The 23168-nt window shown below is 49.3% G+C and carries 30 protein-coding genes and 3 pseudogenes; 6 read left to right on the forward strand and 27 right to left on the reverse strand.

All coding sequences use genetic code 11. The features are described 5' to 3' along the window. Positions 1 to 137: 137 nt before the first annotated feature. The 4 genes from SGP1_RS14890 to SGP1_RS14905 are packed head-to-tail and all read right to left on the reverse strand — an operon-like array spanning position 138 to position 1346. Positions 138 to 476 carry an HNH endonuclease signature motif containing protein gene (locus SGP1_RS14890; protein ID WP_011411469.1) on the reverse strand — a complete coding sequence of 113 codons (339 nt, stop codon included), beginning with the start codon at positions 474 to 476 and terminating at the stop codon, positions 138 to 140. Next, positions 473 to 715: an Rz1-like lysis system protein LysC gene (gene lysC / locus SGP1_RS31220; protein WP_162010784.1), complete on the reverse strand. Its 243-nt coding sequence runs from the start codon at positions 713 to 715 to the stop codon at positions 473 to 475. Before lysC ends, SGP1_RS14890 begins: the two co-directional genes overlap by 4 nt. A gap of 5 nt (positions 716 to 720) precedes the next feature. Beyond that, the gene (locus tag SGP1_RS14900) at positions 721 to 1170 is read right to left on the reverse strand and encodes a lysozyme (RefSeq protein ID WP_011411470.1); all 450 of its coding nucleotides are present in this window, start codon (positions 1168 to 1170) and stop codon (positions 721 to 723) included. Then, the gene (locus SGP1_RS14905) at positions 1167 to 1346 is read right to left on the reverse strand and encodes a phage holin family protein (protein ID WP_041867027.1); all 180 of its coding nucleotides are present in this window, start codon (positions 1344 to 1346) and stop codon (positions 1167 to 1169) included. The genes SGP1_RS14900 and SGP1_RS14905 overlap by 4 nt, the downstream gene beginning before the upstream one ends. A 164-nt stretch (positions 1347 to 1510) precedes the next feature. Between SGP1_RS14905 and SGP1_RS27800 the strand changes: the two genes are divergently transcribed. Further along, on the forward strand, positions 1511 to 1726 hold the full coding sequence (locus tag SGP1_RS27800; protein ID WP_083764826.1) for a YdiH family protein: 216 nt from the start codon (positions 1511 to 1513) through the stop codon (positions 1724 to 1726). A gap of 205 nt (positions 1727 to 1931) precedes the next feature. Here the strand turns inward: SGP1_RS27800 and SGP1_RS14910 are convergent, their stop codons facing one another. The 13 genes and pseudogenes from SGP1_RS14910 to SGP1_RS31510 form a co-directional block, all read right to left on the reverse strand. Continuing rightward, complete coding sequence (locus tag SGP1_RS14910; RefSeq protein ID WP_011411471.1) at positions 1932 to 2642, reverse strand: bacteriophage antitermination protein Q; 711 nt, start codon at positions 2640 to 2642, stop codon at positions 1932 to 1934. Beyond that, the gene (locus SGP1_RS29960; protein WP_158302409.1) at positions 2639 to 2797 is read right to left on the reverse strand and encodes a hypothetical protein; all 159 of its coding nucleotides are present in this window, start codon (positions 2795 to 2797) and stop codon (positions 2639 to 2641) included. The genes SGP1_RS14910 and SGP1_RS29960 overlap by 4 nt, the downstream gene beginning before the upstream one ends. Before the next feature lie 518 nt (positions 2798 to 3315). Next, positions 3316 to 3855 (reverse strand): hypothetical protein, encoded by a 540-nt coding sequence (locus SGP1_RS14920; protein ID WP_148203532.1) that lies wholly within the window; start codon positions 3853 to 3855, stop codon positions 3316 to 3318. Positions 3856 to 4477: 622 nt separating this feature from the next. Then, positions 4478 to 6981: pseudogene (locus SGP1_RS25770) on the reverse strand (DUF927 domain-containing protein). Next, positions 6981 to 7319, reverse strand: coding sequence for a hypothetical protein (locus tag SGP1_RS36600; protein ID WP_070108805.1), 339 nt, complete (start codon positions 7317 to 7319; stop codon positions 6981 to 6983). The pseudogene SGP1_RS25770 and the gene SGP1_RS36600 overlap by 1 nt, the downstream one beginning before the upstream one ends. A gap of 511 nt (positions 7320 to 7830) precedes the next feature. Further along, the gene (locus SGP1_RS14935; RefSeq protein WP_050747725.1) at positions 7831 to 8181 is read right to left on the reverse strand and encodes a hypothetical protein; all 351 of its coding nucleotides are present in this window, start codon (positions 8179 to 8181) and stop codon (positions 7831 to 7833) included. After that, positions 8174 to 8374, reverse strand: a complete 201-nt coding sequence (locus tag SGP1_RS14940) for a hypothetical protein (protein WP_041867057.1) — start codon at positions 8372 to 8374, stop codon at positions 8174 to 8176. Before SGP1_RS14940 ends, SGP1_RS14935 begins: the two co-directional genes overlap by 8 nt. Continuing rightward, positions 8367 to 8915 (reverse strand): ORF6N domain-containing protein, encoded by a 549-nt coding sequence (locus SGP1_RS27805; protein ID WP_158302410.1) that lies wholly within the window; start codon positions 8913 to 8915, stop codon positions 8367 to 8369. The genes SGP1_RS14940 and SGP1_RS27805 overlap by 8 nt, the downstream gene beginning before the upstream one ends. A gap of 39 nt (positions 8916 to 8954) precedes the next feature. Next, on the reverse strand, positions 8955 to 9164 hold the full coding sequence (locus SGP1_RS27810) for an ORF6N domain-containing protein (protein WP_011411474.1): 210 nt from the start codon (positions 9162 to 9164) through the stop codon (positions 8955 to 8957). Positions 9165 to 9174: 10 nt separating this feature from the next. Next, complete coding sequence (locus SGP1_RS14955; RefSeq protein ID WP_041867058.1) at positions 9175 to 9675, reverse strand: hypothetical protein; 501 nt, start codon at positions 9673 to 9675, stop codon at positions 9175 to 9177. Between the two features lie 956 nt (positions 9676 to 10631). Next, positions 10632 to 10766: a hypothetical protein gene (locus tag SGP1_RS35230; RefSeq protein ID WP_279379392.1), complete on the reverse strand. Its 135-nt coding sequence runs from the start codon at positions 10764 to 10766 to the stop codon at positions 10632 to 10634. Continuing rightward, the gene (locus SGP1_RS36605; RefSeq protein ID WP_083764838.1) at positions 10736 to 11032 is read right to left on the reverse strand and encodes an ORF6N domain-containing protein; all 297 of its coding nucleotides are present in this window, start codon (positions 11030 to 11032) and stop codon (positions 10736 to 10738) included. Before SGP1_RS36605 ends, SGP1_RS35230 begins: the two co-directional genes overlap by 31 nt. 10 nt (positions 11033 to 11042) lie before the next feature. Next, a complete protein-coding gene (locus tag SGP1_RS31510) occupies positions 11043 to 11195 on the reverse strand; it encodes a hypothetical protein (protein WP_166506720.1) in 153 nt (50 codons plus the stop codon). 596 nt (positions 11196 to 11791) lie between these two features. Between SGP1_RS31510 and SGP1_RS35745 the strand changes: the two genes are divergently transcribed. Next, complete coding sequence (locus SGP1_RS35745; RefSeq protein ID WP_341532868.1) at positions 11792 to 11920, forward strand: hypothetical protein; 129 nt, start codon at positions 11792 to 11794, stop codon at positions 11918 to 11920. Here SGP1_RS35745 and SGP1_RS29970 read toward each other — a convergent pair. From SGP1_RS29970 to SGP1_RS14985, 4 genes are all read right to left on the reverse strand, one after another. Beyond that, positions 11859 to 12422 (reverse strand): hypothetical protein, encoded by a 564-nt coding sequence (locus SGP1_RS29970; RefSeq protein ID WP_148203533.1) that lies wholly within the window; start codon positions 12420 to 12422, stop codon positions 11859 to 11861. The genes SGP1_RS35745 and SGP1_RS29970 overlap by 62 nt on opposite strands. A 103-nt stretch (positions 12423 to 12525) precedes the next feature. Beyond that, the gene (locus tag SGP1_RS27820) at positions 12526 to 12723 is read right to left on the reverse strand and encodes a helix-turn-helix transcriptional regulator (protein WP_041867598.1); all 198 of its coding nucleotides are present in this window, start codon (positions 12721 to 12723) and stop codon (positions 12526 to 12528) included. A gap of 665 nt (positions 12724 to 13388) precedes the next feature. Beyond that, positions 13389 to 13973, reverse strand: a complete 585-nt coding sequence (locus SGP1_RS24535) for a hypothetical protein (protein WP_011411476.1) — start codon at positions 13971 to 13973, stop codon at positions 13389 to 13391. Positions 13974 to 13987: 14 nt separating this feature from the next. Beyond that, positions 13988 to 14299, reverse strand: coding sequence for a hypothetical protein (locus tag SGP1_RS14985; protein ID WP_041867061.1), 312 nt, complete (start codon positions 14297 to 14299; stop codon positions 13988 to 13990). A gap of 949 nt (positions 14300 to 15248) precedes the next feature. Between SGP1_RS14985 and SGP1_RS36610 the strand changes: the two genes are divergently transcribed. From SGP1_RS36610 to SGP1_RS15000, 4 genes are read left to right on the forward strand one after another with little or no spacing between them, the layout of a single operon-like run. Beyond that, positions 15249 to 15563 carry an Arm DNA-binding domain-containing protein gene (locus tag SGP1_RS36610; RefSeq protein WP_424141115.1) on the forward strand — a complete coding sequence of 105 codons (315 nt, stop codon included), beginning with the start codon at positions 15249 to 15251 and terminating at the stop codon, positions 15561 to 15563. A 57-nt stretch (positions 15564 to 15620) separates the two neighbouring features. Then, positions 15621 to 16415, forward strand: a complete 795-nt coding sequence (locus SGP1_RS14990) for a tyrosine-type recombinase/integrase (RefSeq protein WP_424141177.1) — start codon at positions 15621 to 15623, stop codon at positions 16413 to 16415. A 49-nt stretch (positions 16416 to 16464) separates the two neighbouring features. Further along, positions 16465 to 17385, forward strand: coding sequence for an Rpn family recombination-promoting nuclease/putative transposase (locus SGP1_RS14995; RefSeq protein WP_011411477.1), 921 nt, complete (start codon positions 16465 to 16467; stop codon positions 17383 to 17385). After that, entirely contained in the window at positions 17385 to 18032 is a 648-nt protein-coding gene (locus SGP1_RS15000; RefSeq protein WP_011411478.1) for a hypothetical protein, read from the forward strand. Before SGP1_RS14995 ends, SGP1_RS15000 begins: the two co-directional genes overlap by 1 nt. A 208-nt stretch (positions 18033 to 18240) precedes the next feature. Here SGP1_RS15000 and SGP1_RS15005 read toward each other — a convergent pair whose 3' ends face one another. From SGP1_RS15005 to SGP1_RS15030, 6 genes and pseudogenes are all read right to left on the reverse strand, one after another. Next, positions 18241 to 19092: a phage tail protein gene (locus tag SGP1_RS15005; RefSeq protein WP_243466043.1), complete on the reverse strand. Its 852-nt coding sequence runs from the start codon at positions 19090 to 19092 to the stop codon at positions 18241 to 18243. Between the two features lie 162 nt (positions 19093 to 19254). Beyond that, positions 19255 to 19908: a DUF2612 domain-containing protein gene (locus tag SGP1_RS15010; RefSeq protein ID WP_011409961.1), complete on the reverse strand. Its 654-nt coding sequence runs from the start codon at positions 19906 to 19908 to the stop codon at positions 19255 to 19257. After that, on the reverse strand, positions 19905 to 21095 hold the full coding sequence (locus tag SGP1_RS15015) for a baseplate J/gp47 family protein (protein ID WP_011411480.1): 1191 nt from the start codon (positions 21093 to 21095) through the stop codon (positions 19905 to 19907). The genes SGP1_RS15010 and SGP1_RS15015 overlap by 4 nt, the downstream gene beginning before the upstream one ends. Next, positions 21095 to 21394 (reverse strand): annotated as a pseudogene (locus SGP1_RS15020) (hypothetical protein); the annotation flags it as partial. The gene SGP1_RS15015 and the pseudogene SGP1_RS15020, both read right to left, overlap by 1 nt. Then, positions 21395 to 22149, reverse strand: a pseudogene (locus tag SGP1_RS15025) (phage baseplate assembly protein V). Further along, a complete protein-coding gene (locus SGP1_RS15030) occupies positions 22149 to 23129 on the reverse strand; it encodes a phage protein (RefSeq protein WP_011411481.1) in 981 nt (326 codons plus the stop codon). The pseudogene SGP1_RS15025 and the gene SGP1_RS15030 overlap by 1 nt, the downstream one beginning before the upstream one ends. Between the last annotated feature and the right edge of the window lie 39 nt (positions 23130 to 23168).

The raw sequence follows: 23168 nt of genomic DNA on the forward strand, positions 1-23168 counted from the left end.
TAATTCATTTGGAGTTTTACCCCTCCCCTGCCGTTATTTTATTTGAAGTTTCCGCAGAAAAATTTATTATTTAACTCTATCAAGAAATGAAACTCATAAATAAAATCTCATACGAACACTTTATTTTTAAATAAACCTTATCGCGGCCAGTACTGATTTCCATCCAAAGGCATACCCTGAAGGTCACACCCCATTCCCCCGCCGCGCTTCTCCATGCGTTGCTTGGTGGCGTTATGGTGCAGCGTACATAACGGCTGCCAGTTGCGCCGCTCCCAGAACAATCCCTGTACCTGCGCTATAGCCACAGTATTACCCGACTGCAACGCCGCCTTCAGCTTGTGCGGGGTGATATGGTCAACCACGGTCGCCGCCACCGTCTTACCCTGCTGCTGGCACATCATGCACAGCGGATGGCGGGCCAGAAAGGCACGACGGGCTTTATCCCAACGCGAGCCGTAGATGCGGGGTTCGGTCATTTTCGCATTGCCTCAATCTGCCTCAGCGCCGCTTTATCCTGATTGCACATCTCCAATGCCAGCAGCAGCTTCTCGTTGAGTATCACGCTGCCGCCCCAGATCATGCGCTCCGGGATAACTGGCGCTGGACAATCATCGAGCAGTGTGGCCGGTATCAGCGCGGGCGGGATGGGCAGGTATCTGGTCTGCGTGCGCCCGCAGCCGGTTAACAACACTGGTAGGTACAGGCAGACGAGCACAGCGCTCAGGCGTAACGCCGATTGACCAGTCCCTTCGATACTTTGCCGCCAACATATTTCCAGCGCCGCATCTCATCACAGGCACCGGCCATGTCTCCGGCGTTCAGCTTTTTCAGTAGCGTAGAGCGCGCAAACGCCCCGTTCCCCACGTTGTAGACGAACGAGGCTAACGCCGCTCTTTGGCTCTCAGTCAGTGGTACGGTAACATTGGCGTCAACGACGGACATTGCGGCTTTCAGGTCGCTATCTAGCAGGGCTTGACATTCAGCAACGGTATAGCGCTTACCGGGGACAATATCGCTACCGGTATGTCCATAACAGACCGACAATACGCCGCCAGAATCCCGATAGGGAGTGTAGTGTACGCTCTCGTGCCATTGAATTAGCACGGTCGCTAATGCAATAACACCGCCTGCTGTGCCTTTTATCAATCGGTTACGCAGCTCGGGATTCATGGGTCGCGTTTCGTCCTGAAACGGTATTCCTTATGCCGGTAAATCCAGTTCAGCAAAAAGGTGGCCAAGGTGCATGCGATACCGGTAATCAATGCCCATTGATTAAGCGACAACGCGCCCAGCAAGCACGTGACAAAGCCCCAGCTGTAGGCAGAGCCGGTAGTAAATTTATCCATTGGAGTTATTGGGGTTATTGCGCCACCGCGTCCGGGATGGCTATCAGTCAGAAAAAAGGCCACGCCGGAGCGTAGCCTTGAAAAATGCGTCAAACACGAATTATGCTTAACTTGAGTTACCAGTACTTATCAGACTGCCTACCCATAACGAAAAGGACATCGCCATGAACAATAAACCGACAGCCCATCAACTTGCTTTTGAATATCTTCGCAGACTATCCGAGGAGCTAAGCCCTGCCGATTACCTGAAAAAGTTTGAACAGCTGGAATCAGAATTCAGTGCATTACTTCACTCTTTAGGTTCCAATGATAAAACCACGGAGCTGTGCGAGTTTCTATCGCGCTTCTGTCCAAAATGCAAAGCTGATAGTCAGCGCTGAAACCTTTAGAAAGCAAAAGCCCCGGCATTAGCCGAGGCCCTATCGCACATCTGCGCAAAACTGATACGGACTGGACAACAATCAGATGTGCGACCTAATAATTTTATTCAGCAATCAGTAGCTGTCAATAGCAAAAGCCCCAACCACCTGAGGGAGTTGAGGCCTTGAGAAGCCGGATTTGACGCATCCGAACTTTAGCTACAATTTAGACATCATATAGATTTATAGTCAAATTATAGCCGAAAAATACAGTTTTGCAAGTAGGACTTCCCGGTTTTTGTAAAAGCATGACGTTGTCTACACATTTCAACGCTGCTAAATCAAGACAGAAGGTAGCCTCTATTAATCCATGCCAATAGTGTTTATAGACCTCATTCCAGTTTTGTTTTTTGACGCCCACCATATCCGCCAGCTCAGCGTAGGTATAACGCTTCGGGCGACCATCTATTTCCCGTGCCACCACCTGCACAGCAAGCAACGCCAATCCTTGTAAGCGTTGCCTCACCTTGCCGGATATACGCCCCGGTTGCTGCGCCATGAACTTCTGCCACACGTAAGGCACCACATTGAGCTGTTCAGCGTGGTGCCGGTAATCGCCATAGCAATACCGGATCCACGCCTGTAGCGGTTCATCCAGGCCGCCGATGGCACGACGCCAGGGCACGAGAGAATAATCGTACTCATGTATCGGAATAATAGCTTTACCCTTCACCCGTGTTTGCTTCGCTTTCACCGGCGACGATGGCACCCTGATCGTGCTACCGTTTGCATGGCAGAAAAAGCGCGGAGGGTTACGATTGAAGCGTGAGGTTTCTACCCGCGTCCGCTCCGCCAGATTGACCAATTGCCCGTTCCTGATTTGACGAATATCCGCCAACGCGTATCTGATACGGCCCCGCACCCACTCAATGTTCATTCCACCGCCCTCCAGCTCTTGTTGTTTTTAATGCTGTAGATGTTCTGCTTACGAACCTCGAATTTTCGTGCTACCTCCGCCACTGGCATACCGGAGGCCAGCAGCGTTCGGATAAGCGGAATATCGCGGGCAGTCAGTCGCCGTCGTGCTCTCATGCCGCCTCCCATGATAATTTTTCGACGACACCAAAAAGAAGACCATTGAACTCAAATCAATTCAACGCTTGCGACAAGCTATTCAGTATTTTTTAATGGATTAATTATCTCATAATAACGCACGGCCAGTAAGGCCTATGATACTGACCAATAAGATTAAGATAAACGTTATCACCATTCTCGTCCTCAAAGCGCGGAAAGTCTATATACCATTTTAGTACATCTATGGCTTCCTGACGTGTTCGCGGATGAATAATTTCCAACCTCTTTTCAAGCCAGGATTCACGCGCATAAATTAGCCACTCGCCATCACCCAATGCATTGGGGGCAATCTCTTTCCTCGCAGCACTGCGCATACGATAACGGCAGTGCCAATACTGCAATCCGCGTACTACGGTAGTAACTATCTTTGTTCATTTGCACCCCCTGTGTTCATAGAATGCCTGTCTGGTAAACGATGCCTTGGCATGGGGCCAGCCAAGGAAGAGGCTTTTCCTTTGGCTGGCGATGTTGACTTCTTACAGATAACCCCTCTCTTTATGCCATTCTCTTTCAGCTTTCCAACTATCACGATGAATAACCGCCATGTCTTTGTCTACGGCAGAATATTCTGACACACACAATTGAATTTTATCATCTGTTCTTTGCCATCCATTGTTATCACGCTTTAGCATTTTTTTAACACAATAGATAAAGCTATATTCACGCTGCATCGCATATGGGTGTGTTTCGGGCCATTCTTCGACTTGAAATATAATATCTGAAAGCAACTTTTGGTGAACCGGCTCAATCACCCAAAAATCTGTTTCGTTGAGAGGATAGAACTTTGCTGCCGGCATAAAAAGTGGTGTCTTAGCCATTGCCTCTAATCCAACTTCACCGTTACAAACAGGATAAATAACATTGACTCCATAATGTATATATTGAGCCATGCCTGCTACGGGGTGATAATATTCGTATGTGGCACCTGAATCCGTGCATTCTGTATCTTTCACCCACCATCCAGCAGAAAGAGGAGTTATGGTTTTTATCGCAATCTTGGTATGGCTATCATTCATCTTGGCAATCTCCAAATTTGTCGTTTATTGAAATATTTCACTTATTGGCATCTGCTTATTAGTACTATCTTTCGTTTCTGCATCTCCTGTCACTTGGTTAGCCAGCCAAAGAGGAAGCTTTTTCAGTGATTGGGCTAAAGCGTCAACATCAACGGTAGATAAACATCTCTTTGCTAAACGCGTTTTGTAAAAAGTACAAGAAGCCACGGGTTACACGGGGTAACGGGGTAACGGGGTAACGGGGTAACGGGGTAACGGGGTAACGGGGTAACGGGGTAACGGGGTAACGGGGTAACGGGGTAACGGGGTATCATAGGGTGCTAAGTTTTTATTTACATTAATAATCAATAAATTGCTATTTTTTAACCAGAAAATCGTAACCCGTAAAATCTGCTCCAATAACCCGTACAGCAATCTCGCCTTAATATAATTACAGGAAGTGACTCAAGGATTAGAAACGGAGTTTCATGGGTTACAATACCCAATCTACGGATTACAAATTGATATTTACGGGTTATATATAGTATTTCACGGGTTATGTTATTTATTATATTTCAATGAGTTAATGTGATATCCGCTATTATAACCCGTCAATATCTCCACATTTTCGCGCGTGTTTGAATTATTCTTTTGGCTGGTCTGGTTCTTCTGGCCCAAACATCAGCACATAGAAAACATGTTGTTTACCACCAATCTTATTAAACGCTTTCTTCTTGTAGCGATCCCCTCCCGTTTCCAGCATGCCAAGTTCTGCGAGTACCCGAGCAAACTCTTTGTACTCGAATCCATTGGCAATCTCTTCCTCAAAGACATTGGGGAATGTGTAGAACCGAAAAGACGCTCCCTCTTCAAACGCCTTTCCAGTACGATAGCCAGCTAACTTATGTACAGGAAGATCTCTAGGGTCTGGATTGGGGTAAGGCAGGTAACGACTAAATCCGTAATTATTTAGAAATGCCTCTACCTGCTGCTTTATTTGCTCAATCTCTTTATTGCCCGTACCAAAGGTGACCACCCAAATATTAAAAATATGCTGTAATGCATCGCGGCAATCCTGCGGCTTCTATGACGGCGAAACGGTCGGTCACACGATGCACCCGTTCACCATAGCTTTCCGGGATAAGTGATATCCAGCGGCGTTTGGCCTTTTGGTACGCCTCGATGGCTTCTTGCTTACGGGTCGAGAGGTATTGGATCCACTCACGGCCCGCCGCCCCGTGATTCTGCTTCCACGCTTCTTTCAACGCATCCGCATGTGCCTTACCACTTTCATGCCCGTGTAACTGGGTCGGACGTGTGACCGGGATATTGAGCAAACGCACCAATTGCCCGGCGTTAACCTTAATACCTGCACTTTTCAGGTAGGTTTCCAGATCACGCTCTCCGGTACTTATCACGGCGGTTTTCCAGTATTTTTGTACACGGTTACCACCTTCCGGGGAACCCTGCAATTTCCCCTTACCGTTGAACAGTGTATAGGCGGCGGTGTACACATGTTTGGGTGCGGCTCCCTGGTCCACCTCATCGAGCGATAGTAGTCCTTGGTTATGCGCCTCCGCCTCGTTTGCCACACCAAGCGCTGTGCCGTACCACGTTAGCCGCTGGCGCTCCGGCTCACCGTACAAGCTGGCGGCTAAATCCTCAGCGGTCGTCTTACCGGCGGTAGACTGTGCGTAGAGATGAACGCCGAAACCATCAGCGCCCACGAGTGGCAGCATGGGAGCGGCAAGGGCCACACCAACGGTTAGCATCTGGAACGGATTCCCCTCAGCCAGACGCGCCACATTCTCACGTCAGCTTTCCGCCGTTCCTTCAACGCTGTAGGCTTCTGCGGCTGCGGTTCCTCCGTTAAACATAATCGGCTGTTCTGGCTCACCGATGATTGACCCATCGGGCATGATATAGGCCCCTTTATGCCAGCCAGAGCGCGGGGTTATGCTCCACATCTCTTTTCCTGCTGAACGTTGCAGCCAGTCGCCCAGCGTTGCCCGCAATCCTGATTTCGTTGTTACGTCAACGCCGCCCGCCTTTAGCATGCGCCATCCTTCACGCTCGCCAATGTCGGCGGCCCGTATTGCCTTTCGTGTAACTGTTTTTTTCTTACCTTTGCTCCACTCCAGAATCAAGTAACGCTCTTTTTCATCCTCGCCCTTACCGATAACGTTGATAGCGGAGCACAACCATTGCTCCTTGTTAACTATTTCACCGGTATCTTTATCCATTTTCGGCTCGACCCAATACACGCCCTCCTCACGGCTCTCAATCCGGGGCTTCAACGGGTCAGTCGCTTTTTTCTCTTTTTTCCCACCTTCAATGACGGTTAATTTTGTTGATGACACTATATTTTCCTCAATTGGCACGACTTCCTCTGCCACGGGCATTTCCGGCTCTACGGCACTTAACATAAAAACCCTCTGTAGCGCCTCTACGCCGTTCTGCTGGCGGTAATCGTTCCAGTCGGCCTTATGGTCAGTTGGCGGCACGGCAAACAGGCAAGAAGCGGCACGTGCGGCTTCCTCGGCGGCACGTTTACCGACGTTCTTGCCCTCCGGGGTCACATCGTTATCTCCGGCTATGATGATGGGCGTTTGCGGCCAGCTCTCCCGCACGGCATGAGCGACAGAGAGCAGATTGCCCGCATCAATGGCTGCCAGTATTACCTCAGCGCCGCACACAGCCAGACTCAATGCCGTGGCATAGCCCTCGGCAATCACCACGCTATCGGGGTTCTCGGGGATATCGCCAACGGGAATAAAGGCCGCTTTCTTTTTCGTGCCCGCGAGCAGGCGATTTTCTCCAGTAGGCCGTATGGTCTGAGCGCCGGTGACCGTACCCGCCATCGTGCGGAGTACCAGCAGTAGCGAACCATCCTTGAGCAACGGGTGGGGGCCTTGCAGCCCCTTATTGTTGAGATAGACGGACTCGCCTATATGGGTGGTCTTGAGTAATGCCGCCACACGCTCAGCTATCGGGCGCAGAGGCTTCTCTTTGGCTGGCTGCTTCTCCGGCAGCGGTATAGACATCTCTTCGGCTACCCTTGCGGTTGGTCGATATGCCGAGGCGCTCCAGGATTGGCTCCCAATGGCCGTTGGCCTTGGCACGGACTTCATCGACAAAAGAGGGCATTATGTCCCCCTCGCGATAACGGTCGCACCCATGTCGTTGACCATGCTTTGCCATATTTCCCGCCCGGCCTTTGTCAGTCGTTTCCCCTTCAAGGATTTGGTAAGCAGTGCGATTGCCAAGGATTCCCACTGCGGGTAATTCAGCTTCATGGCTTCCAGCCCATAAGCGTCTATCAGGTCACGCACCCCGGATATCCCGCCGATAATGTCGACACGGATGTCCTGCTCACCGGCGTTCACGGTAAACCAGTCACCGCTGTTCTCTTTTTGTATCGCGGCATACATAGCGGCAGAGTACTGGTTAGCCAGAAAATTAAGACGGAAGTCTTTTGTTTCCAGTGCCATATTTTCCCCCTTAATGTGCAGTCGGTACTTCCGGCATCCCGGAGCCGTGAATTTGCTGAATGAAGCCATCATGCAACTCGGATAGCACCTCGCGTCCCATCTCGGAAAGGCCGCATTTTCACCACGCATGGCGGCATAGAACTGGACAGCGTTTATCGTTCCTTGCTCTGCGCCATATTCGCCCTGATAAACCGCACATTCCTTGAACTCACCCGGACGCCATTCAACGGTAACGGTGCCGTTTGCCTCACGTTGCTCACGGTTGAAGGCGTAGGCAATCAGCCAGCGCCACATCAGTAGCGTATCCTCGTTGGTATAGTCGTAACCCGACTCCCCCCACTTAACGGCGATGGTCAGTGCCAAATCTGTGTCTTCATCCCACTCTCCAGCGTCAAGGAGGGGCATGATGTCAGCGTAGGGGATGAGGTCTACAGCACGTACAGGCGCTCGGCGGTATGCTGAGATATCTTGATGCCGTCCGGGGTATTCTCGACGTGATAGCGGCTCATGCGGCGTCCTCCGTTTTTATTTGGGTTATAGTTTGAGTGTGGTGTGAGACTGGAAAACCTTCGCGGCAACGAAGTTCAAAATCTGCGTCGATAGCATTAAATTTGAAGGCTTCAGCAATGCGCGGAAGGTACATCAATGATTCAGCTACCGCTTGATAATCCTCAAAAGCCTGTTCATCACTGTATTCATCACTACTGCGTGCCCAAAAGGCCATGCTGCCCATCGCTCGTGGAGCCGCCATAATGCCGTCGAAGGCGTCGCTGTACTGATTGCGGACCTCCGTCAGGCTGTCCGTATCCATCTGGCAAAAGTCGTGACGGGTCAGTTGGTGGTAGATATCAGTCATGATCGTCTCCCTCCATCAGCGCTTCCAGTGAGCGGCTGACCTCAAAGTTGATGTCGCAAGCCAGACTGATTAAATCGATGAGCACAGGTGAAGATTTCTCATCATTAGCCTTATCAAGAATGACCTCGTACAGCGAACAGGCGACGCTTGCCCGGTATGCTGCGGTATCTAGAGGGATAGGAGCGTTACGCATGTGCCACCTCACCAAACAGTTCAGGCAGATTGATACCGTGAACGGTAATCCACGCTTCAGCGGGCCATGAGTTAACGGAGCCGTAGCGGGCATCAGGAACGTGGATAACCGCGACATCATGGTCGGCACACCATTTACGGAGTGGACGCCACGGGTATTCCTTGCCGGTTTTATTCATCACTGCCTGCACCGTTGCGTGACGGGTGCATTCGCCCAGACGGGCCGCCAACTTGTTGCGCTCACGCACCGCTACTGAAGCCGTTGACATCGCGGTTGCTTCACGGCGGCTGCCGATCTCGGCTTTGGTGCGAATTGCCTGGTCACGCTCGAAGGAAATCAGTTGCACAGTCTTGCGCTCTTGGCCCCATGCGATCGCCGCTTCTGCCGGGTCAAGGAAGTTCGGCAGGCCAAGTTCGACGGGGGATTTTTGTTCGCGTAAGCGGAAGTAGTTATTTTCCAGCGCCTCATACCATTCCCACGCCTGGTCAGTCTCCAGCATCTTGGCGTGACGGGAGGCCCCGCGCTCAGTCCAAAGAACCAAGCTCGGAGAGCGTTTATCAACTAACCCACAATTAGTGGGTTAGTTGATAAACGCCTTAAGTTCCTCACCTTGAAGCAGAAAATAATGCTTAGTTTCTTCAAAACGTGATTTGTTACGTGTGAAATTCATATGAATGCTTTTCACCTCAGCACCATACCCCTGAGCCAACAGCTCGGTTGTAATCACACGCTGGCCCTGATACTCGATAACGGGCAGTTGGGTATTCTTGATAAGAATAATCTGGGTCATGATTCTTTCCTTAATGAATTTGTTTAGATTTAGGTGTGTCGATAAATGAATTCAGCATTTCTTCCGCGCAGGCGATTAACACCTCGTCGATAAATTCAACCAGCCAGGGCGACGAGCTACGCTTGCGGTTAATTTCATCCCACTTATAAAACCTCATGACGGAGATATATTTATCCTCGGGCATCTCATCTATCAGGACGTCTTCAATCTGTACCTTGAGCAGTTTTTCAATCACCGGCTTGTTGATTTCCACCACCGTATTCTCATGGCAAAAAATCAGTTGTCCGTCCGGGCCACGGCCAAAGCGTTTAATACATTCATCGATATAGTAGAGCGCAGCACAAGCCCTTAGCTGGATGCAGTGAATTTCTGCGAATTCCAATTGCTGTTCGCGTGTCAATTGGCGATGTTTTTCTCCTGGCTTCATGTCGAGCAACCACTGAGGCATCTCAACACCGCTTTTCCTGATAAATTCTACCAGTTCTTTTTCACTCATTTCATCGAGATTCATTGGTATGACTCCTGATTCATTAATACCCTTTATGCCCGGAGCAACGCTTGATGGCGTTAATACAGATATCCTGCTTTTCATGTGAGGGTGACAGCGGCACAGCCCGACGGTAAAGCCCTCTGCACTCCAGCCTCTCAGCGGTCTCGGCAAGGCGTGTCCAACCGTTCATGAGGCGTTCTCCTCGCAAAGATGAGCTTGCAGAGCTTATGCGATAGCTTTCTTTTGTTTTTGCTCGGCATGTAATCGCTGACTTTCCAGCTTCAACAGCCAATAACGTTCGTCCAGCGAATGACGTTTACTGTTTAGTAACGCTCGCCCTAAAGCATATGCCTTGTTTTTAGGGTTTTTGGCATATTGCGCCGCCCGCTTCTATGCGTATTCAGCCACTTTGTAATAGCGTTGCTTTTCCATCTCTACGGCGTGGTTAGCCTCTTCGTAATATAAATTACTCATATAGAATCCTGCATTTGGTTAAGGGGATGCCCTGCGGTTATTCCGCATCATTTAAAGTCATTAATTTGCCTTTCTGTGTTAATGGCTAGTGCTTAGAGCATCCTCTTTCGTTTTGGCTTCAACATACTCAGATAGCTTGTTTATCTGCATAATCAATTTGATAGTGTTAAGCGAAGATTCAGGAGGAAATGATGAACCTGCGTCAATAACAACTCCCATTAACTCGCTAATATTAATTAGCGATACTATGATACATCACCATCATGAGTTCTAAGCACCTGAACTAACCGGCCGTAGGACTCATTCAGGGTATCACTAAGACTTAGTCTAGGCATATTTTCTCCTGTCCAACGGTAGATGAATTATCTATATTGCATATTGGCGATATTCGACATCGGAAATATAAATTTCTTCACCCAACCAGAATACTCCCTCTGTCTTTATATACCCTAGTTGTTAATAACGATCGAAGTTCCTCCTTTGATCGTTTTGCCTGATCGCACCTATTGGCTTAACTCTTCGAGACTGGGTATCTCGACGTGACGGAGTTCGCCCAGGGTGTTGCGGCGGAAGTAGACGGTAACCAGCTCCTCTTGAATTTCCCATGCTAAATCATCCTGAAATGGCTTAACCAACAACAGGTATCCCATCTCGGTGATGAGCATCCCTTGGGACTCTTCTTCGGGAAAAGGTCTGTAGGTATGTTGCGGACTATTAGTCCGGAAGATAGCTCAAAAAAGTGGCTCCCTTCGATGAAACGTTCACGATGACGGCGGAAATAACGCCCGGCGGTGCCCTTCGGACGTCCATGCGCCTTATCAATCATGGCGAAGGTGACCACTCGCTTACCTTGGTACTCGACTACCGGCATGGCGGTGTTCTGGATGGCGACGTAATTAGACATGAGCCACCTCCTACGCTTTCTTGGCGGTCGATTCAATGACACCTATAACTTCATTACCTAATGCGCGTTCATATTCATCATCGGTAAGGTGCGCAGCGGCAGCGGCTAATGCCTCAATTTTGATTAAGGCGTCAATCGGCTCTAATGTGATTTCTTCACGCATGTGCCACCCCCTGAACTGTAACGATGTTCGTTATGGTTGAAGGTGGGGTGATGTTGACCATACCTTTGGGGGTAAAGATTTCCTCTATGCCTTCATGCAACATCGTATGTTTAACGCCCTCCTTTTGCGACCTCGTATGTTTTCCATACGTGGTTGAGCCAACAGGTTGACGCCCAGCACATATCAGGCGGCTGTCTTTGAACATGGCGATGAAGATACAGCGATCTTGACGTGTGAACGACACTTTGCCGTAAGGCGTCGTCTCGTAACACGGGACGATCCAATATGTATCTGTAAATTTGGGGCGAGTTTGGGTACTATGTAGAAATGCCATAGTGTAAGCCTCTGTTACATTGTGGTTAGAGGCCCGGAATGGAGTGCAATCCTTCTGGGCCCCGCTATTCTTAGACCTTATCAGAATTAAGGTGTGTATCACATTACGCATAGGTGATACACACGTCAAGACTTTTTCTCTAGGTTTTTTTGCGTATACTGAAACACACCGAAACAACAGAGAGTAAGTGATGGCAACAGGAAATAAAAACGCTAAGTCACAGCTTTTTACCGTAAGGGTTCCCCATGAAGTAGTAGAGCAGATGGACTCTCTTAAGGACGAGCAAGAAAGTAGCGCCGGTTTTATAGTTACTTCCATGCGTGGCGAGATCAAACGCCGGTTGCGCAAGAGGGCCAAAGCTGACTTACTTCCCCACCATGCCGAAGGGTAGCACTGCGAATGCTGCCCTTCTTTTCTCCCGTTACCTGCACATCTTCTAAAGTACGAAAATCATTCTTTTGAACATGTCGGGGTCTTAAAGACCCCAACCTCTGCTGATTTTGCGAGTTACCGATAGTAACGCACAAAGTTTGAGCAATATCTGCTGCCTGGACAAACTCCGATTCAGCCTTGATATTCAGTAGGTTATCTGGGCATACCCCCAAAGACGCTGGAGCTAACACATTGATTGCATTGCAAGAGGTCACAGTGACCTCCGGCATGGGGGTCTGGTGCTGACGATATTTTGCGCTCGCCCGTTTTGGCGAACTCAAATTGGCGTAACCCGCTGAATCCTCCGAGGTCATCGATACAGTGACCTCGGAGCTATCCGAGGCCGTCACATTGGTTGAGCTAAATATTAAGCTCAGTGAGCTAGGCAGAGGATAGTTCTTTCCTTGGCTGGCTTCAGGTTGAGTCCGTCCGCTGCCAGCTAAGACAGTTAATTTTTTCATGATTGGTCATTCTCAGTTAAATATATGTATTGTTCTTACATTTCCAATGTTCAAAGAAAGCGCGCGCAAAAGCACGCAAAAACGCACACCCCGTGTTTGCCTATTAGTTGCACTCCCCACGAGACTCAATAATGCGCTCCTTAATCCACTCGTCTACCTCGCTCTCAATAAAAGCAATTGAACGTAAGCCAGTCTTTACGGGAGATGGGAAACGGTCTTGGCTGATTAAGCGGTAAATCCATGCCTTACCGAAACCGGTACGGTGCTGGACTTCTGGTAGACGTATAAGTGTTTGAGACATGTTTACCTCGTAATATTTGTTATTTGTGAGATAATCATTGCACAAAAAAATTCTTTATTTCCATACCCTCATTCCTGAGGGATCTTTAAGAAAAAAGAACCCTAAGGGTGAATGGTAAATTACTTTATTTTTGTGTTTTACGACCCTAATGCTCAGAATTAATATACCCTAAGGGTAATGGTTTTTATTGCGAAATCACCCTGAGGGTTAGGGTTAAAGAATGGATGTTCACATGATAAGCGAATGTATAAAAAACGAACAACCCTCCATCGCGATCACCATAACTCATTGTTATTTAATTTAATTGTTACATTGTTCAAGTGATATCCGAAAGACGTTCGCAATCTTCCCCTGAGGGTAACTAAATAGCTGTTCCGAATAGTGAGACACTTTTGGCCAATACTTATAAGACAATGGAGAGTGGCTCTCACTCTTAGGCACCGCTACATCAGTCTTGCAATGTGCCAACTTTTAACAGTTATAAAATGGCAAGTATAGCGGTATTAGAATAGATACTTAGAAAAGTCGTATCATCGTTTTATCGGGCAAGCGACCATTTCAATAGAACTAGCCTGACGGTTTGTAAATCCTTTTGTTTCAAGATAATGCACTATTGCCTCTTGATTATCTCTCGTTGCCCTATCATTATCAGGATCATAATTAATTCAATTTTCTCTCCGAATTTCAATTTCTAGTGTAAGAGGATCATCATCACGATATGTTTTAAGTAGAATAGGCAGCAGCTCCCGAACTTCTGATATTTCATTTTTCAATTTTTCATTTTCAGCCATTAATCTTTTGATAATATCATCAGTACTTTCTTTTGTTTTTTCTCCACCTCCACTACGCTCTTCCACACCAAAAGGCCACTGAATATTATTTTTCTCAGCCCATATAGTTACTTCATCTTTTATTAGGATGGCATTTACTCTATATTTTTCGTCGTTATAGTATTCTTCTTCAATCTTGGTTGCATTGAGTAATCCGTTATCTACAGCATCCCAAAGAGAATCTAAATAAGCATGGAATAATTCAGCTTTATCGACTACCGTAACATTATCCATTGGCTTAAAACCTGCCATAATATTAGCAGATTCTTTTATAGTAATGCCAAACCGAGTTTTGTATGGATATAAATAATCTGGTAAGGGTTTTACATCACTGTTTAAATAAAAACCTAACAAATATTCTAAATCCGATTTAATGAAGCCATATTGTCCGTACTTATCATCAAGGTCACTGATATTCATTTTTATTATTCCATTTAAAATGTAATAGCAAATGCAGACTCATCGCCTCGTACAATATCTATAAGAAGTTGCCTAAGAGATGGTTCATGTTCACAAGGAACAAACGTCGCAGTACCTATTTTTTCACCAAAAAATCCGAGATTGATAGGCTGTCCGTGAAAGTCATTGTCATTCGGTAATTTCGATATGATAATTTCAGCGGCAGTTTCTACGTTGCATCCTAGCTTCTTACAAAACAATGACAGAACCTCTTTGATAGAGATAAACTCTTCTGCTTTCTTTTGTAACTCAGCCAGTGGATCACTGTTTATCACTTCTCCATTCATACACTGTTCCTTGCTCTCTAGTTTTAAATCGACTACGTCAGTTTGTAGAGATGGGCTAATTTTCGGAGATCAGCTTAGACATAGCCTATTCGTCTACTGAAGTCTACCAACTGGCTATACATACAGCAAGATTGCCATACTATTAGTGATCAGCGTATTCCGTTGGCATGGGGGCCAGCCAAAGAAGGAGCTTTTCTGCTAAATCATCTCCCCGATGCCCCAGCATCCCCAATGTGTTGATAGCCGTGCTTCCGGAACGGTTGTTTCAAAGCCCCCTTGAATTGTTTCAGGATGAAAAATAAATCCATTTAATAACAGATAGTTAAACAAAAAACCACTCTTTGAAACAACTGAAACAACCTATTTTTTCCTCACGTGAGAGATTACTCCTCTTCCTCTGCTGTGAGCTGTACTACCAGATAGGCTCTTTGCTGAATACCTCCTAGGTGCTCAAGACGTGACGTGAGAGGCTGATAGCCCTTTGCCTTGGCTGGCTTCTTCAAGCGTTGGGATTTTGCTACATACCGAGTATGCCTCGATAATGGTTTTGCAGGAATTAAGTTCAGAATTTGTTCCTATTACGGACTTCATATTCGTATAATATTTGAACAATAGACCGCAATGGATTTCTATAGCTCAGTGTAGAAAGTGATACAGTCATTCTTTGTATTATACAAAGTGACGGAATTTCAAAAGGGGCTTTAAAATGGGGCTTAATTTTGAATTTATTTAAAAAATCAATATAAAACATGTGATTTATAAAAGATTCGATTCCTGTCGGGCCATTTAGACCTGCACTCAAACGCACCCACCTGAAATAAAAACCTTTAAAATCTGATAGATAATAAAATAATCCTGAACTGAGGCGAACTGAAGGGAATGAACTAACACCCTTTTTGTCGGGTATATTCCCGGGTAAAGTTTTTACAGAACAGGATTTTTACCCGACATGCTCACAATCAAGCAGATCGATGCAGCAAAACCAAAGCAAAAACCCTATCGTCTAACAGATACCGGAGGGCTAGGACTTTACATGTCCGTGGCAGGATCAAAGGTGTGGCGATTGCGATATGAAGTTCAGGGAAAGGAGAAGTTACTTACCCTTGGCAAGTATCCCTCATTAAGCCTTGCAGCAGCCAGACAGCTGAGAGAAGAAGCAAAAGCATTACTATCTTCTGGTATTGATCCCTCTGTTCATAAACGAGCTCAGCTAGCAGAGACGAAAAGTGCATATGCTAGCACATTCAAGGCATTAGCTTTGTAATAGTATGCCGTTAGATCAAATAGATGGTCAATAAATCATTCAGAAGAAATTATATCAATATTTAATAAAGATATATTCCCCATGATTGGGGATATCCCAATACGAGACATAAAACCACGTATGCTTCTTGAAGTTTTACGCGTATTCGAGCGAAGAGGGGCAATAGAACGCGCTAAAAAAGCTCGGCGACGTTGTGGCGAAGTTTTTAGATTTGCTATGGCTACAGGTCTCGTTGAATATAATCCTGCACCAGATTTGACCATTGCAATGACTACTTCTACACCAAAACATTATCCATTTCTAACAGTTGAGCAGCTACCCGACTTTAATCGGGCATTAGCAGGATATACCGGTAGCATAATCGTAAAAATAGCAACACAGCTTTTACAGCTCACGGGCCTACGCACGATTGAATTAAGACTATCGAAGTGGTCATGGATAAATTTGGATTTAGGCACATGGGAGATCCCCAAAGAAGTCATGAAAGGCAGGCGTCCCCATGTAGTACCACTGTCGCATCAAGCTATCAAACTGCTAGAACAACTAAAGCCTATGACCGGACATTACGAATATTTGTTTCCGGGAAGAAATGATCAGAACAAGCCAATAAGCGAAAATACAATATTAGGTCTTATTAGGAGGATTGGATATGATGGTATAGCAAGTGAACATGGTTTTAGGCATCAAATGAGTACTATACTTAATGAGAATCGCTTCGATCCTGATTTAATTGAACGACAGCTTGAACATGTCGATAAAAATAAAATCAGAGGAATATATAATCATGCTCAATACCTCCCTGAAAGAAGGAAGATGCTACAATGGTACGCTAATTACATAGAAAGCTTATAATAATCAAAAACAGTAAGGTATCAAGCCTTGTGTCAAAGTCGGTGTAAATATGTCTAATTCCTCACTATCCCAACACGACGCCCTGTTCAAAAAGTTCCTCGGCGATATCGCTGTAGCTCGCGACTTTCTGGAAATCCATCTGCCGCCGCATCTGCGGGAGCGCTGCGATTTCAACACACTGGCGATGGAATCGGGCAGCTTCATCGAGGACGACCTGCGCACCCGGTGTTCAGATATGCTCTACTCCGTGCAGATTAATGCCGGGAAAGGCTATATTTACACACTAATCGAGCACCAGAGCCGCCCGGAAAAGCTGATGGCGTTCAGGCTTCTAAGGTATGCGGTCGCCGCGATGCAACGGCATCTTGAACAAGGCAATGACGCTTTGCCTGTGGTGATTCCGCTCTTGTTCTATCACGGCACCACATCGCCTTACCCCTACAGCACCCAATGGCTCGATTGCTTTGCTGACCCTGAACTGGCAAAATCAGTCTACAGGCAAGCATTCCCGCTGGTCGATATCACCGCGATGCCGGATGATGAAATACTGTCTCATCGGCGGGTAGCGCTGCTAGAATTGGTGCAGAAGCACATCCGGACGCGGGATATGCTGGAATTGGTTAACGAACTGGCCGGATTGCTCGAACAGTGGGCCTACCCCAAAGAGCAGTTTCGCAGCCTGCTATACTATCTGGCCGAGGCGGGAAATACCGCTGAAGGGGAAAAGTTTATTCGCGCGCTGGCAGAAAAAACGCCGCGCTATCGGGAGGAAGCCATGACGATCGCTGAACAGCTTGAAGCCAAGGGCATCGAAAAAGGAATACTGCTCGGTCGCCAAGAAGGCGAGCATAGCGCCTCGCTGAAAATTGCAAGGCAAATGCTCACCCGTGGAATTCCGCGCGACACCGTTAAAGCATGCACAGGACTTTCAGACGACGAACTGGCTTCCCTGTTTGGCGACGGTCGCTAGTGCAGCGCATCGATTATCAGATCGCACTCAACCACATCACCGAGGCCAGCGAAACCCCGCATCAAGCCAAACAATGGTTTATCATGCAGCAACAGCACGCCGGGGAAATTGCCCGGGTCAGACTGGCGTTGCACAGCCTGCCGTATGTGACGAGCTACGAACTGCCGTTTCGGCTGCTGCTTATCCGTGCGCCACAAGCTATCGAAAAACTGCGCGATGAATTGACCATCCACAGCCGCCGGGTGGAAATCAACGGCAGCAAACGCGGAGTGCTGTATAGCCTTGACGCCGATGTCGTCGCGCCGGAGGCCTTTCACTACACGCGCAAATTTACCGTTTTCCGCTCAGGTGCCGAAGGTGGCACAGAAAACAGCTACACCAGTATTGCCCGGCAGGTGAGTGTACCGCGTGAACGGCTACGGTTGGCGCTAACATCAAGACTGTTGGTGACGGCACTGGATGCGTTGCTGTTTTTCGGCGTTCAGCGGCTCGCCAGCGATATTGCCGCTTTGCGCAAAAACGGCCTGAAAATTGATTTGCTGCATGTCGAGGCATTTGACTCCCAAACCCAGCAGTTGCGCGAAATCCCGGCCTACCGGCTGATTGTCGATAATGCGATTGCCGCGGCGGTGTCACTGGCCGCCTGATACGGCACGACGGTTAATGAGCCTGAATTCTGGCTCATCATAAAAAAGCCCAGTTTTTGCGTTGTAGTACATGCCGGGCTGACAAAATGTGTTCTCGTCGTACCTAACGGTGTAGTAGCCTTTGCGTTGATAGTCATCGCTGGCGACAATAATATTTCAACTCGATTGCTACCCTCTGGTATCAAAGCATACGGGCCTGTATCTTTCATCATGAATACTCCTCTAAAATAATGAAACCATCTCCACCTTTCCCGGCCGCATACTGGGTATCATCATTAACGTATGACCCCATAGCACCACCACCTCCCGGAAAAGATCCATCATCACCTTTTAATGAAACGTGTGGTAAAGCGTTATAGCCTCCAAAAGATGCTCCGCCAACACCATTACTTAATATACCTGATGTATAACTGCCACCTTGTCCGGCTTGCCCACCGACCATCATTACGTTTCCACCTGCGGGTTCACCGCCTTTGGCTAACCCTTTGCCAATCAGACCACCCTTGCCGCCGCCACAGATAACATGCTTGCCAAAATACGACCCGCCCCCATCGCCACCATCCAGTGAAACACCGTCTGCCGATGCGGCTCCGCCCGTACCCACTTCAACACTCACGGACGAAAACGACGTTGCATCCAGTAGCACCTCGGCATAGGCCCCGCCCGCGCCGGACACCGAACCCCGACTTTGTTTGGACATGCGTGCACCACTGCCGCCAGCGCCCCAGCATTTCACGCGGATTTTCCGTGTCCCCGGCGTGGGAGTATAGATGCCGCTTTCGGTGAAGGACTGGATATTCAGCAGGCGGCCACCACTGAGATTATCGACTATCGCCTTCACGGCTTTTGGCATCGCAGCCAGCGTCTCACTGTCGCTGTTAGTGGCGCTGCTGAGTTGGGTGATACCCGCCGTTTTCAGTGATGCGGCTGGCACGGTATTATTGACATTCTTAGAGAGCGCTTGAATTAACCCCGCCTGAAGTTTATCCAGGTCGCCGTCGTCAGCCACATCACTATTATTGGTATCGGCAATAAACTGCGCCACCACATGCGCAATCACCGATGCCTGCCGCCAGACCGTATTGAGCTCCTGCGAACGGGCGACACCCGCGCTAAAGCCATTACTGCGCGAGCGCAACGTCTGATAGTCTTCCGCCGACAAAACGTTAGCGCCGTCTGCCGTCGCAAACGGTAAAAATTCATTCTTGGCCATCATTATTCCTTACAGTTTTACCGACCAGCTGCCGGTATCAAATCCATCCACATAACCATTACGGATATCAAAACCAAAAATGCCGTTGTCGCCCTCTGAGCCACTGTAGGCATTGAGCTTCACCCCTTCTGGTTTGATATTGAGATACCCCTGACGTATTACCGCCTTGATGACTTCAGGCACCACCCCGCCGGTCAGATAGACGTCCATCGACATATCCTGATTGTCGGTAAAGAAGATATTCACCGTTCTATCCGGTATCACCCCTTGATAAATAGCCGCCAACATCTCACAGGTACCGTCCCAGTGATTGGCTCGAATTTTGGCCCGCAGTATGGCGCGGTAGGTCTCATCATCCAGCTCGGTAAAACCGCTGTCGGCATCAAAGCGCCTTTTCCAGCTGCCCTGGTCGAATCCCACCCGGTCAGTATCGAGGGCAAAATACACCCCGGTAATCGGTGTTTTCACATAGCGCGATAGCCCTATCCACTCTCCGATGGCATCCAGTTGTTTCCCAAAGGCGCCCTCCAGGCTGAACAGCGCGTTAAGCTGGCCCGCCAGCGCGGCGATATCTTGAAGCGGCCGCGTCATAAGCTGGATATGGCGCACAAACTTTGGCGCCGCCCAATGCTGCGGCGTCACGAAGTCGGTGTAATCCCTCATGTGGTCACCACCAAAGTGAGATGCTCGGTTGTGCCGCTGAGCGCCTCATTGAAGGCCACAAGCAGATTCTCTTCTTTAACCGCTTGGGCCGAGCGCCCGATTTTTATTGCCGTGATGTCGTAGGTCTGTCCTTCTTCGTCACCGGGCAGATTGGCCGGCAGATACAGACGCGTCAGATAAAGATTATCGCCAATCAGCTGCTGGTTAATGTAGGCCGCCACCGCTGAGCGGATTTTATCGCCGGTTAGCGTAGTGTAGCCGGTAAAGGCAGTCAGGGTTATTTCCACCGCCACGTTGACTTCGCGAGGACGGGAAAAGCGGATATCTTTCGGCAAACCGTAACGGTCGATGACCTTGACCAGGGTATCGCCATAGGTGCCTGCGCCAGGCGTTTTTTTCAACGCTATCGCCTGGGCAATCGCATTGACATCACCGCCATCAACTATCATGGCAATAGAGTGCGCTGGCAGGCCGTTTTTATCTGTCTCGCCCGTATCATTTTCAAATCCCCGCAACCGTACCACACCGGGCAGTAAACTGACCGCGCCCTGAATACCGTCCAGCACCGTGCGCGACGGTAAGGCAACGGATTTCTTCTGCCGAGCACGTAATGCGCTGTCCCGCTCAACCGGCCTGCCGGGTGTGGCAGCGGCCGGGTTGGTCACCGTCTGCCACCCCCGCGTCGGGGTCGCTATGTCGCTGATATCGCCGGGAGCCGCCGTGATATTACCGGCTGCCGTACAGACGGCGGTCACTCTGGCCTCACCGTGCGTATCGAAAGTCACCCGCTCAGGCAGGCGCCAGGTCTGGCCATTGCGGTCGCTTACGCTGCCGTGGGTAATAACGGTGCCAACCTGACCGGTCAGCAGGACATCAGCCTGGGAATACCCCGAGGCATGCCGGGTGATACCGTTAATCGCCACCGTGTTAGACAGGGCCGCGCCGGTACTGGTCATGGGGCTAAAGCTGTTGTAGGCGGCGATAACCGCGTTGTTGGCATCGTGGAGAGCCAGCGCGTAAATCGCTATCATCTGGCCGTCCTTGCTGTCCGGCGACAGATAGCACTCCCGGCCGTAAATCTGGCGAAAATAGCCGGTGAGCTGTTGCAGTATCGTCTGATAATCAGGTGCAGTGATGCCGCTGTCGGTGACGGTCGCCGATAGGCCAAGGGTATCGAGAGGGAGCATTAGACCTCGCTTATGACTGCGGTCTCGCCGTAGAGCGTCTGTATCCGCACGGTCACGGTAATTTTTCGGGTTTCGTGGGAGGTAATCGCGTTAAAATCGTTGATACCACGGACGCCGGGGGTGTTAAGAATACGCTGCTTGATGGCCAGACCGTAAGCCTCAGTGTTATGCTTACCCAGCACCGCCTGACGCCAGGGCGTCCCCTCCTCGCTATCCAGAAACCATTGCCCGCGCCATAATTCAAGACGCGTTTTCACCGCCTGGGCAACACACTCAGGGCTGTTTACCAGATCGGTATCTCATTGCGGTTTACCCGTCTTACTGCCACCGGACTGAACGCCGGTATGCACATGGTTTGTCAGGCTGATACCCGCCACCGTAATGTCGTTTTTCACACTGACCGGGCCGTTGATGCTGGCGCTTCCCCCGCTATCCCCCATGCCCTGCGACAGATTGCCATTGATGGTGACATTGCCATTGAGCACAATGGTCGGCGCAGTGACGTCCACACCGCCCTGCGCCGTGGCCTTTAAGGTACCCGGTGTGGTAACGGTAATGGCGTGTCCCGCCGCCACCCCGACAAAGGCAGCACCATCATCACTGCGCAGCTGGGCGGCATGCACGCTGATACCACTGATTTTTTTGCCTGCGACTGTGGGCCAACAAACGCAAACGCATCCGGCAAATCATGTTGACGTTAGTCAATCGTTTCCTGCACGCCGCCGTTCTGCCACCAGAAATCGATGCAGCGGTCAGCAAACACCACCAGACATTCATCACCTGCGGCAACAGGAAACGTCAGCGTAACGCCACCGCCACGAGGGAAAATGACAGGAACATCTACCAGTAACGGCAACGCGACAGACTGCGCTCGGCCTTGCGCGTCACTGATAACACCCTTAATTGCCGGTTGTACCGTGCAGGTGATAGCCTCCGCATCAAATGACTGAATAATCCCCGGCAGAGCGACCCGCAGCTGGGACAATATAGTGTGGCGCAGGACCTCAAGCAGCGCCTGCTTATCCCCCGCGCGTTCTGATACGGAAATCGTCATTATCCCACCTTGTTCAGTGTTGAGGTTTTCATCAAATCCGCCGCGCCTTTCGCCACGCACACCAGATCCATATACCAGGCTTTACCCCGCGTATCGCCGCTGTAGGTAATATTCTTCACAATATACGCCCCATCGGTCGCCAGGCTCGCCGGTGGCGATAATGCCCCTTCGGTCTGTTGCACGCTGCCATGATTGACCGTCCCTATCCGGCCCGGCACCGCGGCAATATCGCGTTCGGGTAACATCGTGCGGTAAACCAGCGCTTCATCCAGCAGGATAAGGCCATTCACCTGAATTGTCGGGTTGATGAGACAGCGAACATTGACACCGGCCTCAATCGTCTGCTGCGGCAAACCTATCAGCCCTGTGGCGCTGTTGAGCACCACCGCCTCCTGCACGTAGGTCTCTTCCGGTACCATCACCAGCTGTCCGTTGATATATTGCCAGGACGCGCGACACTGCCCTGCGAGGTTATCTATCGCATCCCGCGCCATGCCAAAGTAGGTTTTTCCACGGGGAAAGCGCGTCGCCTCAAAATCAGGCGTCGTGCCTTTCACAATACCGTAGGGGGCCAGGCCAGTGAGTAGCGTCTGGTGTTGTTCGGCTTGGGTATGGCCTGCACCCAGGGTTGTATTAAGAGTGGCGTAATCGTAAGCATCATGGGCATCGACCGCCTGAATCATCACAAAGGTATCGGTCGGGTTATCTCTGCCGGTCAGGGAATAGCAGATGTTTCCGGTGAAAATCAACCCCGTGTTATCCTGATACCCTGCCATTAATTGCACACGAGCAAACTCGTCCGCCTGAATGCGATTCACCGTCTCCGGTTTCAGGTTCCAGACTTTAAACACGGCCGTGCGCGGCCAGCGTGTATCCGGCCATGAAATACTGAACGTGGTGCGAAAGGCGGACAGTTCGATACCCTCACCTTTTTCATCGGCGACGATCAGCGAGCATTGTCTTATCCAGTTCTGAGGCATGGTGTTTTCCGTAAAAAAACTGCCAGTGCGGATTAATCG

Source organism: Sodalis glossinidius str. 'morsitans' (genome assembly GCF_000010085.1).
GTDB lineage: Bacteria > Pseudomonadota > Gammaproteobacteria > Enterobacterales > Enterobacteriaceae > Sodalis > Sodalis glossinidius.

What these genes read in the sequence shown, in the direction of transcription:
- SGP1_RS14890 (WP_011411469.1), bottom strand. Translation starts at nt 476, where the DNA reads ATGACCGAACCCCGCATCTACGGCTCGCGTTGGGATAAAGCCCGTCGT.
- SGP1_RS14900 (WP_011411470.1), bottom strand. Translation starts at nt 1,170, where the DNA reads ATGAATCCCGAGCTGCGTAACCGATTGATAAAAGGCACAGCAGGCGGT.
- SGP1_RS14905 (WP_041867027.1), bottom strand. Translation starts at nt 1,346, where the DNA reads ATGGATAAATTTACTACCGGCTCTGCCTACAGCTGGGGCTTTGTCACG.
- SGP1_RS27800 (WP_083764826.1), top strand. Translation starts at nt 1,511, where the DNA reads ATGAACAATAAACCGACAGCCCATCAACTTGCTTTTGAATATCTTCGC.
- SGP1_RS14910 (WP_011411471.1), bottom strand. Translation starts at nt 2,642, where the DNA reads ATGAACATTGAGTGGGTGCGGGGCCGTATCAGATACGCGTTGGCGGAT.
- SGP1_RS29960 (WP_158302409.1), bottom strand. Translation starts at nt 2,797, where the DNA reads ATGAGAGCACGACGGCGACTGACTGCCCGCGATATTCCGCTTATCCGA.
- SGP1_RS14920 (WP_148203532.1), bottom strand. Translation starts at nt 3,855, where the DNA reads ATGAATGATAGCCATACCAAGATTGCGATAAAAACCATAACTCCTCTT.
- SGP1_RS14935 (WP_050747725.1), bottom strand. Translation starts at nt 8,181, where the DNA reads ATGACTGATATCTACCACCAACTGACCCGTCACGACTTTTGCCAGATG.
- SGP1_RS14940 (WP_041867057.1), bottom strand. Translation starts at nt 8,374, where the DNA reads ATGCGTAACGCTCCTATCCCTCTAGATACCGCAGCATACCGGGCAAGC.
- SGP1_RS27810 (WP_011411474.1), bottom strand. Translation starts at nt 9,164, where the DNA reads ATGACCCAGATTATTCTTATCAAGAATACCCAACTGCCCGTTATCGAG.
- SGP1_RS14955 (WP_041867058.1), bottom strand. Translation starts at nt 9,675, where the DNA reads ATGAATCTCGATGAAATGAGTGAAAAAGAACTGGTAGAATTTATCAGG.
- SGP1_RS36605 (WP_083764838.1), bottom strand. Translation starts at nt 11,032, where the DNA reads ATGTCTAATTACGTCGCCATCCAGAACACCGCCATGCCGGTAGTCGAG.
- SGP1_RS31510 (WP_166506720.1), bottom strand. Translation starts at nt 11,195, where the DNA reads ATGCGTGAAGAAATCACATTAGAGCCGATTGACGCCTTAATCAAAATT.
- SGP1_RS35745 (WP_341532868.1), top strand. Translation starts at nt 11,792, where the DNA reads ATGGACTCTCTTAAGGACGAGCAAGAAAGTAGCGCCGGTTTTATAGTT.
- SGP1_RS29970 (WP_148203533.1), bottom strand. Translation starts at nt 12,422, where the DNA reads ATGAAAAAATTAACTGTCTTAGCTGGCAGCGGACGGACTCAACCTGAA.
- SGP1_RS27820 (WP_041867598.1), bottom strand. Translation starts at nt 12,723, where the DNA reads ATGTCTCAAACACTTATACGTCTACCAGAAGTCCAGCACCGTACCGGT.
- SGP1_RS24535 (WP_011411476.1), bottom strand. Translation starts at nt 13,973, where the DNA reads ATGAATATCAGTGACCTTGATGATAAGTACGGACAATATGGCTTCATT.
- SGP1_RS14985 (WP_041867061.1), bottom strand. Translation starts at nt 14,299, where the DNA reads ATGAATGGAGAAGTGATAAACAGTGATCCACTGGCTGAGTTACAAAAG.
- SGP1_RS36610 (WP_424141115.1), top strand. Translation starts at nt 15,249, where the DNA reads ATGCTCACAATCAAGCAGATCGATGCAGCAAAACCAAAGCAAAAACCC.
- SGP1_RS14995 (WP_011411477.1), top strand. Translation starts at nt 16,465, where the DNA reads ATGTCTAATTCCTCACTATCCCAACACGACGCCCTGTTCAAAAAGTTC.
- SGP1_RS15010 (WP_011409961.1), bottom strand. Translation starts at nt 19,908, where the DNA reads ATGAGGGATTACACCGACTTCGTGACGCCGCAGCATTGGGCGGCGCCA.
- SGP1_RS15015 (WP_011411480.1), bottom strand. Translation starts at nt 21,095, where the DNA reads ATGCTCCCTCTCGATACCCTTGGCCTATCGGCGACCGTCACCGACAGC.
- SGP1_RS15030 (WP_011411481.1), bottom strand. Translation starts at nt 23,129, where the DNA reads ATGCCTCAGAACTGGATAAGACAATGCTCGCTGATCGTCGCCGATGAA.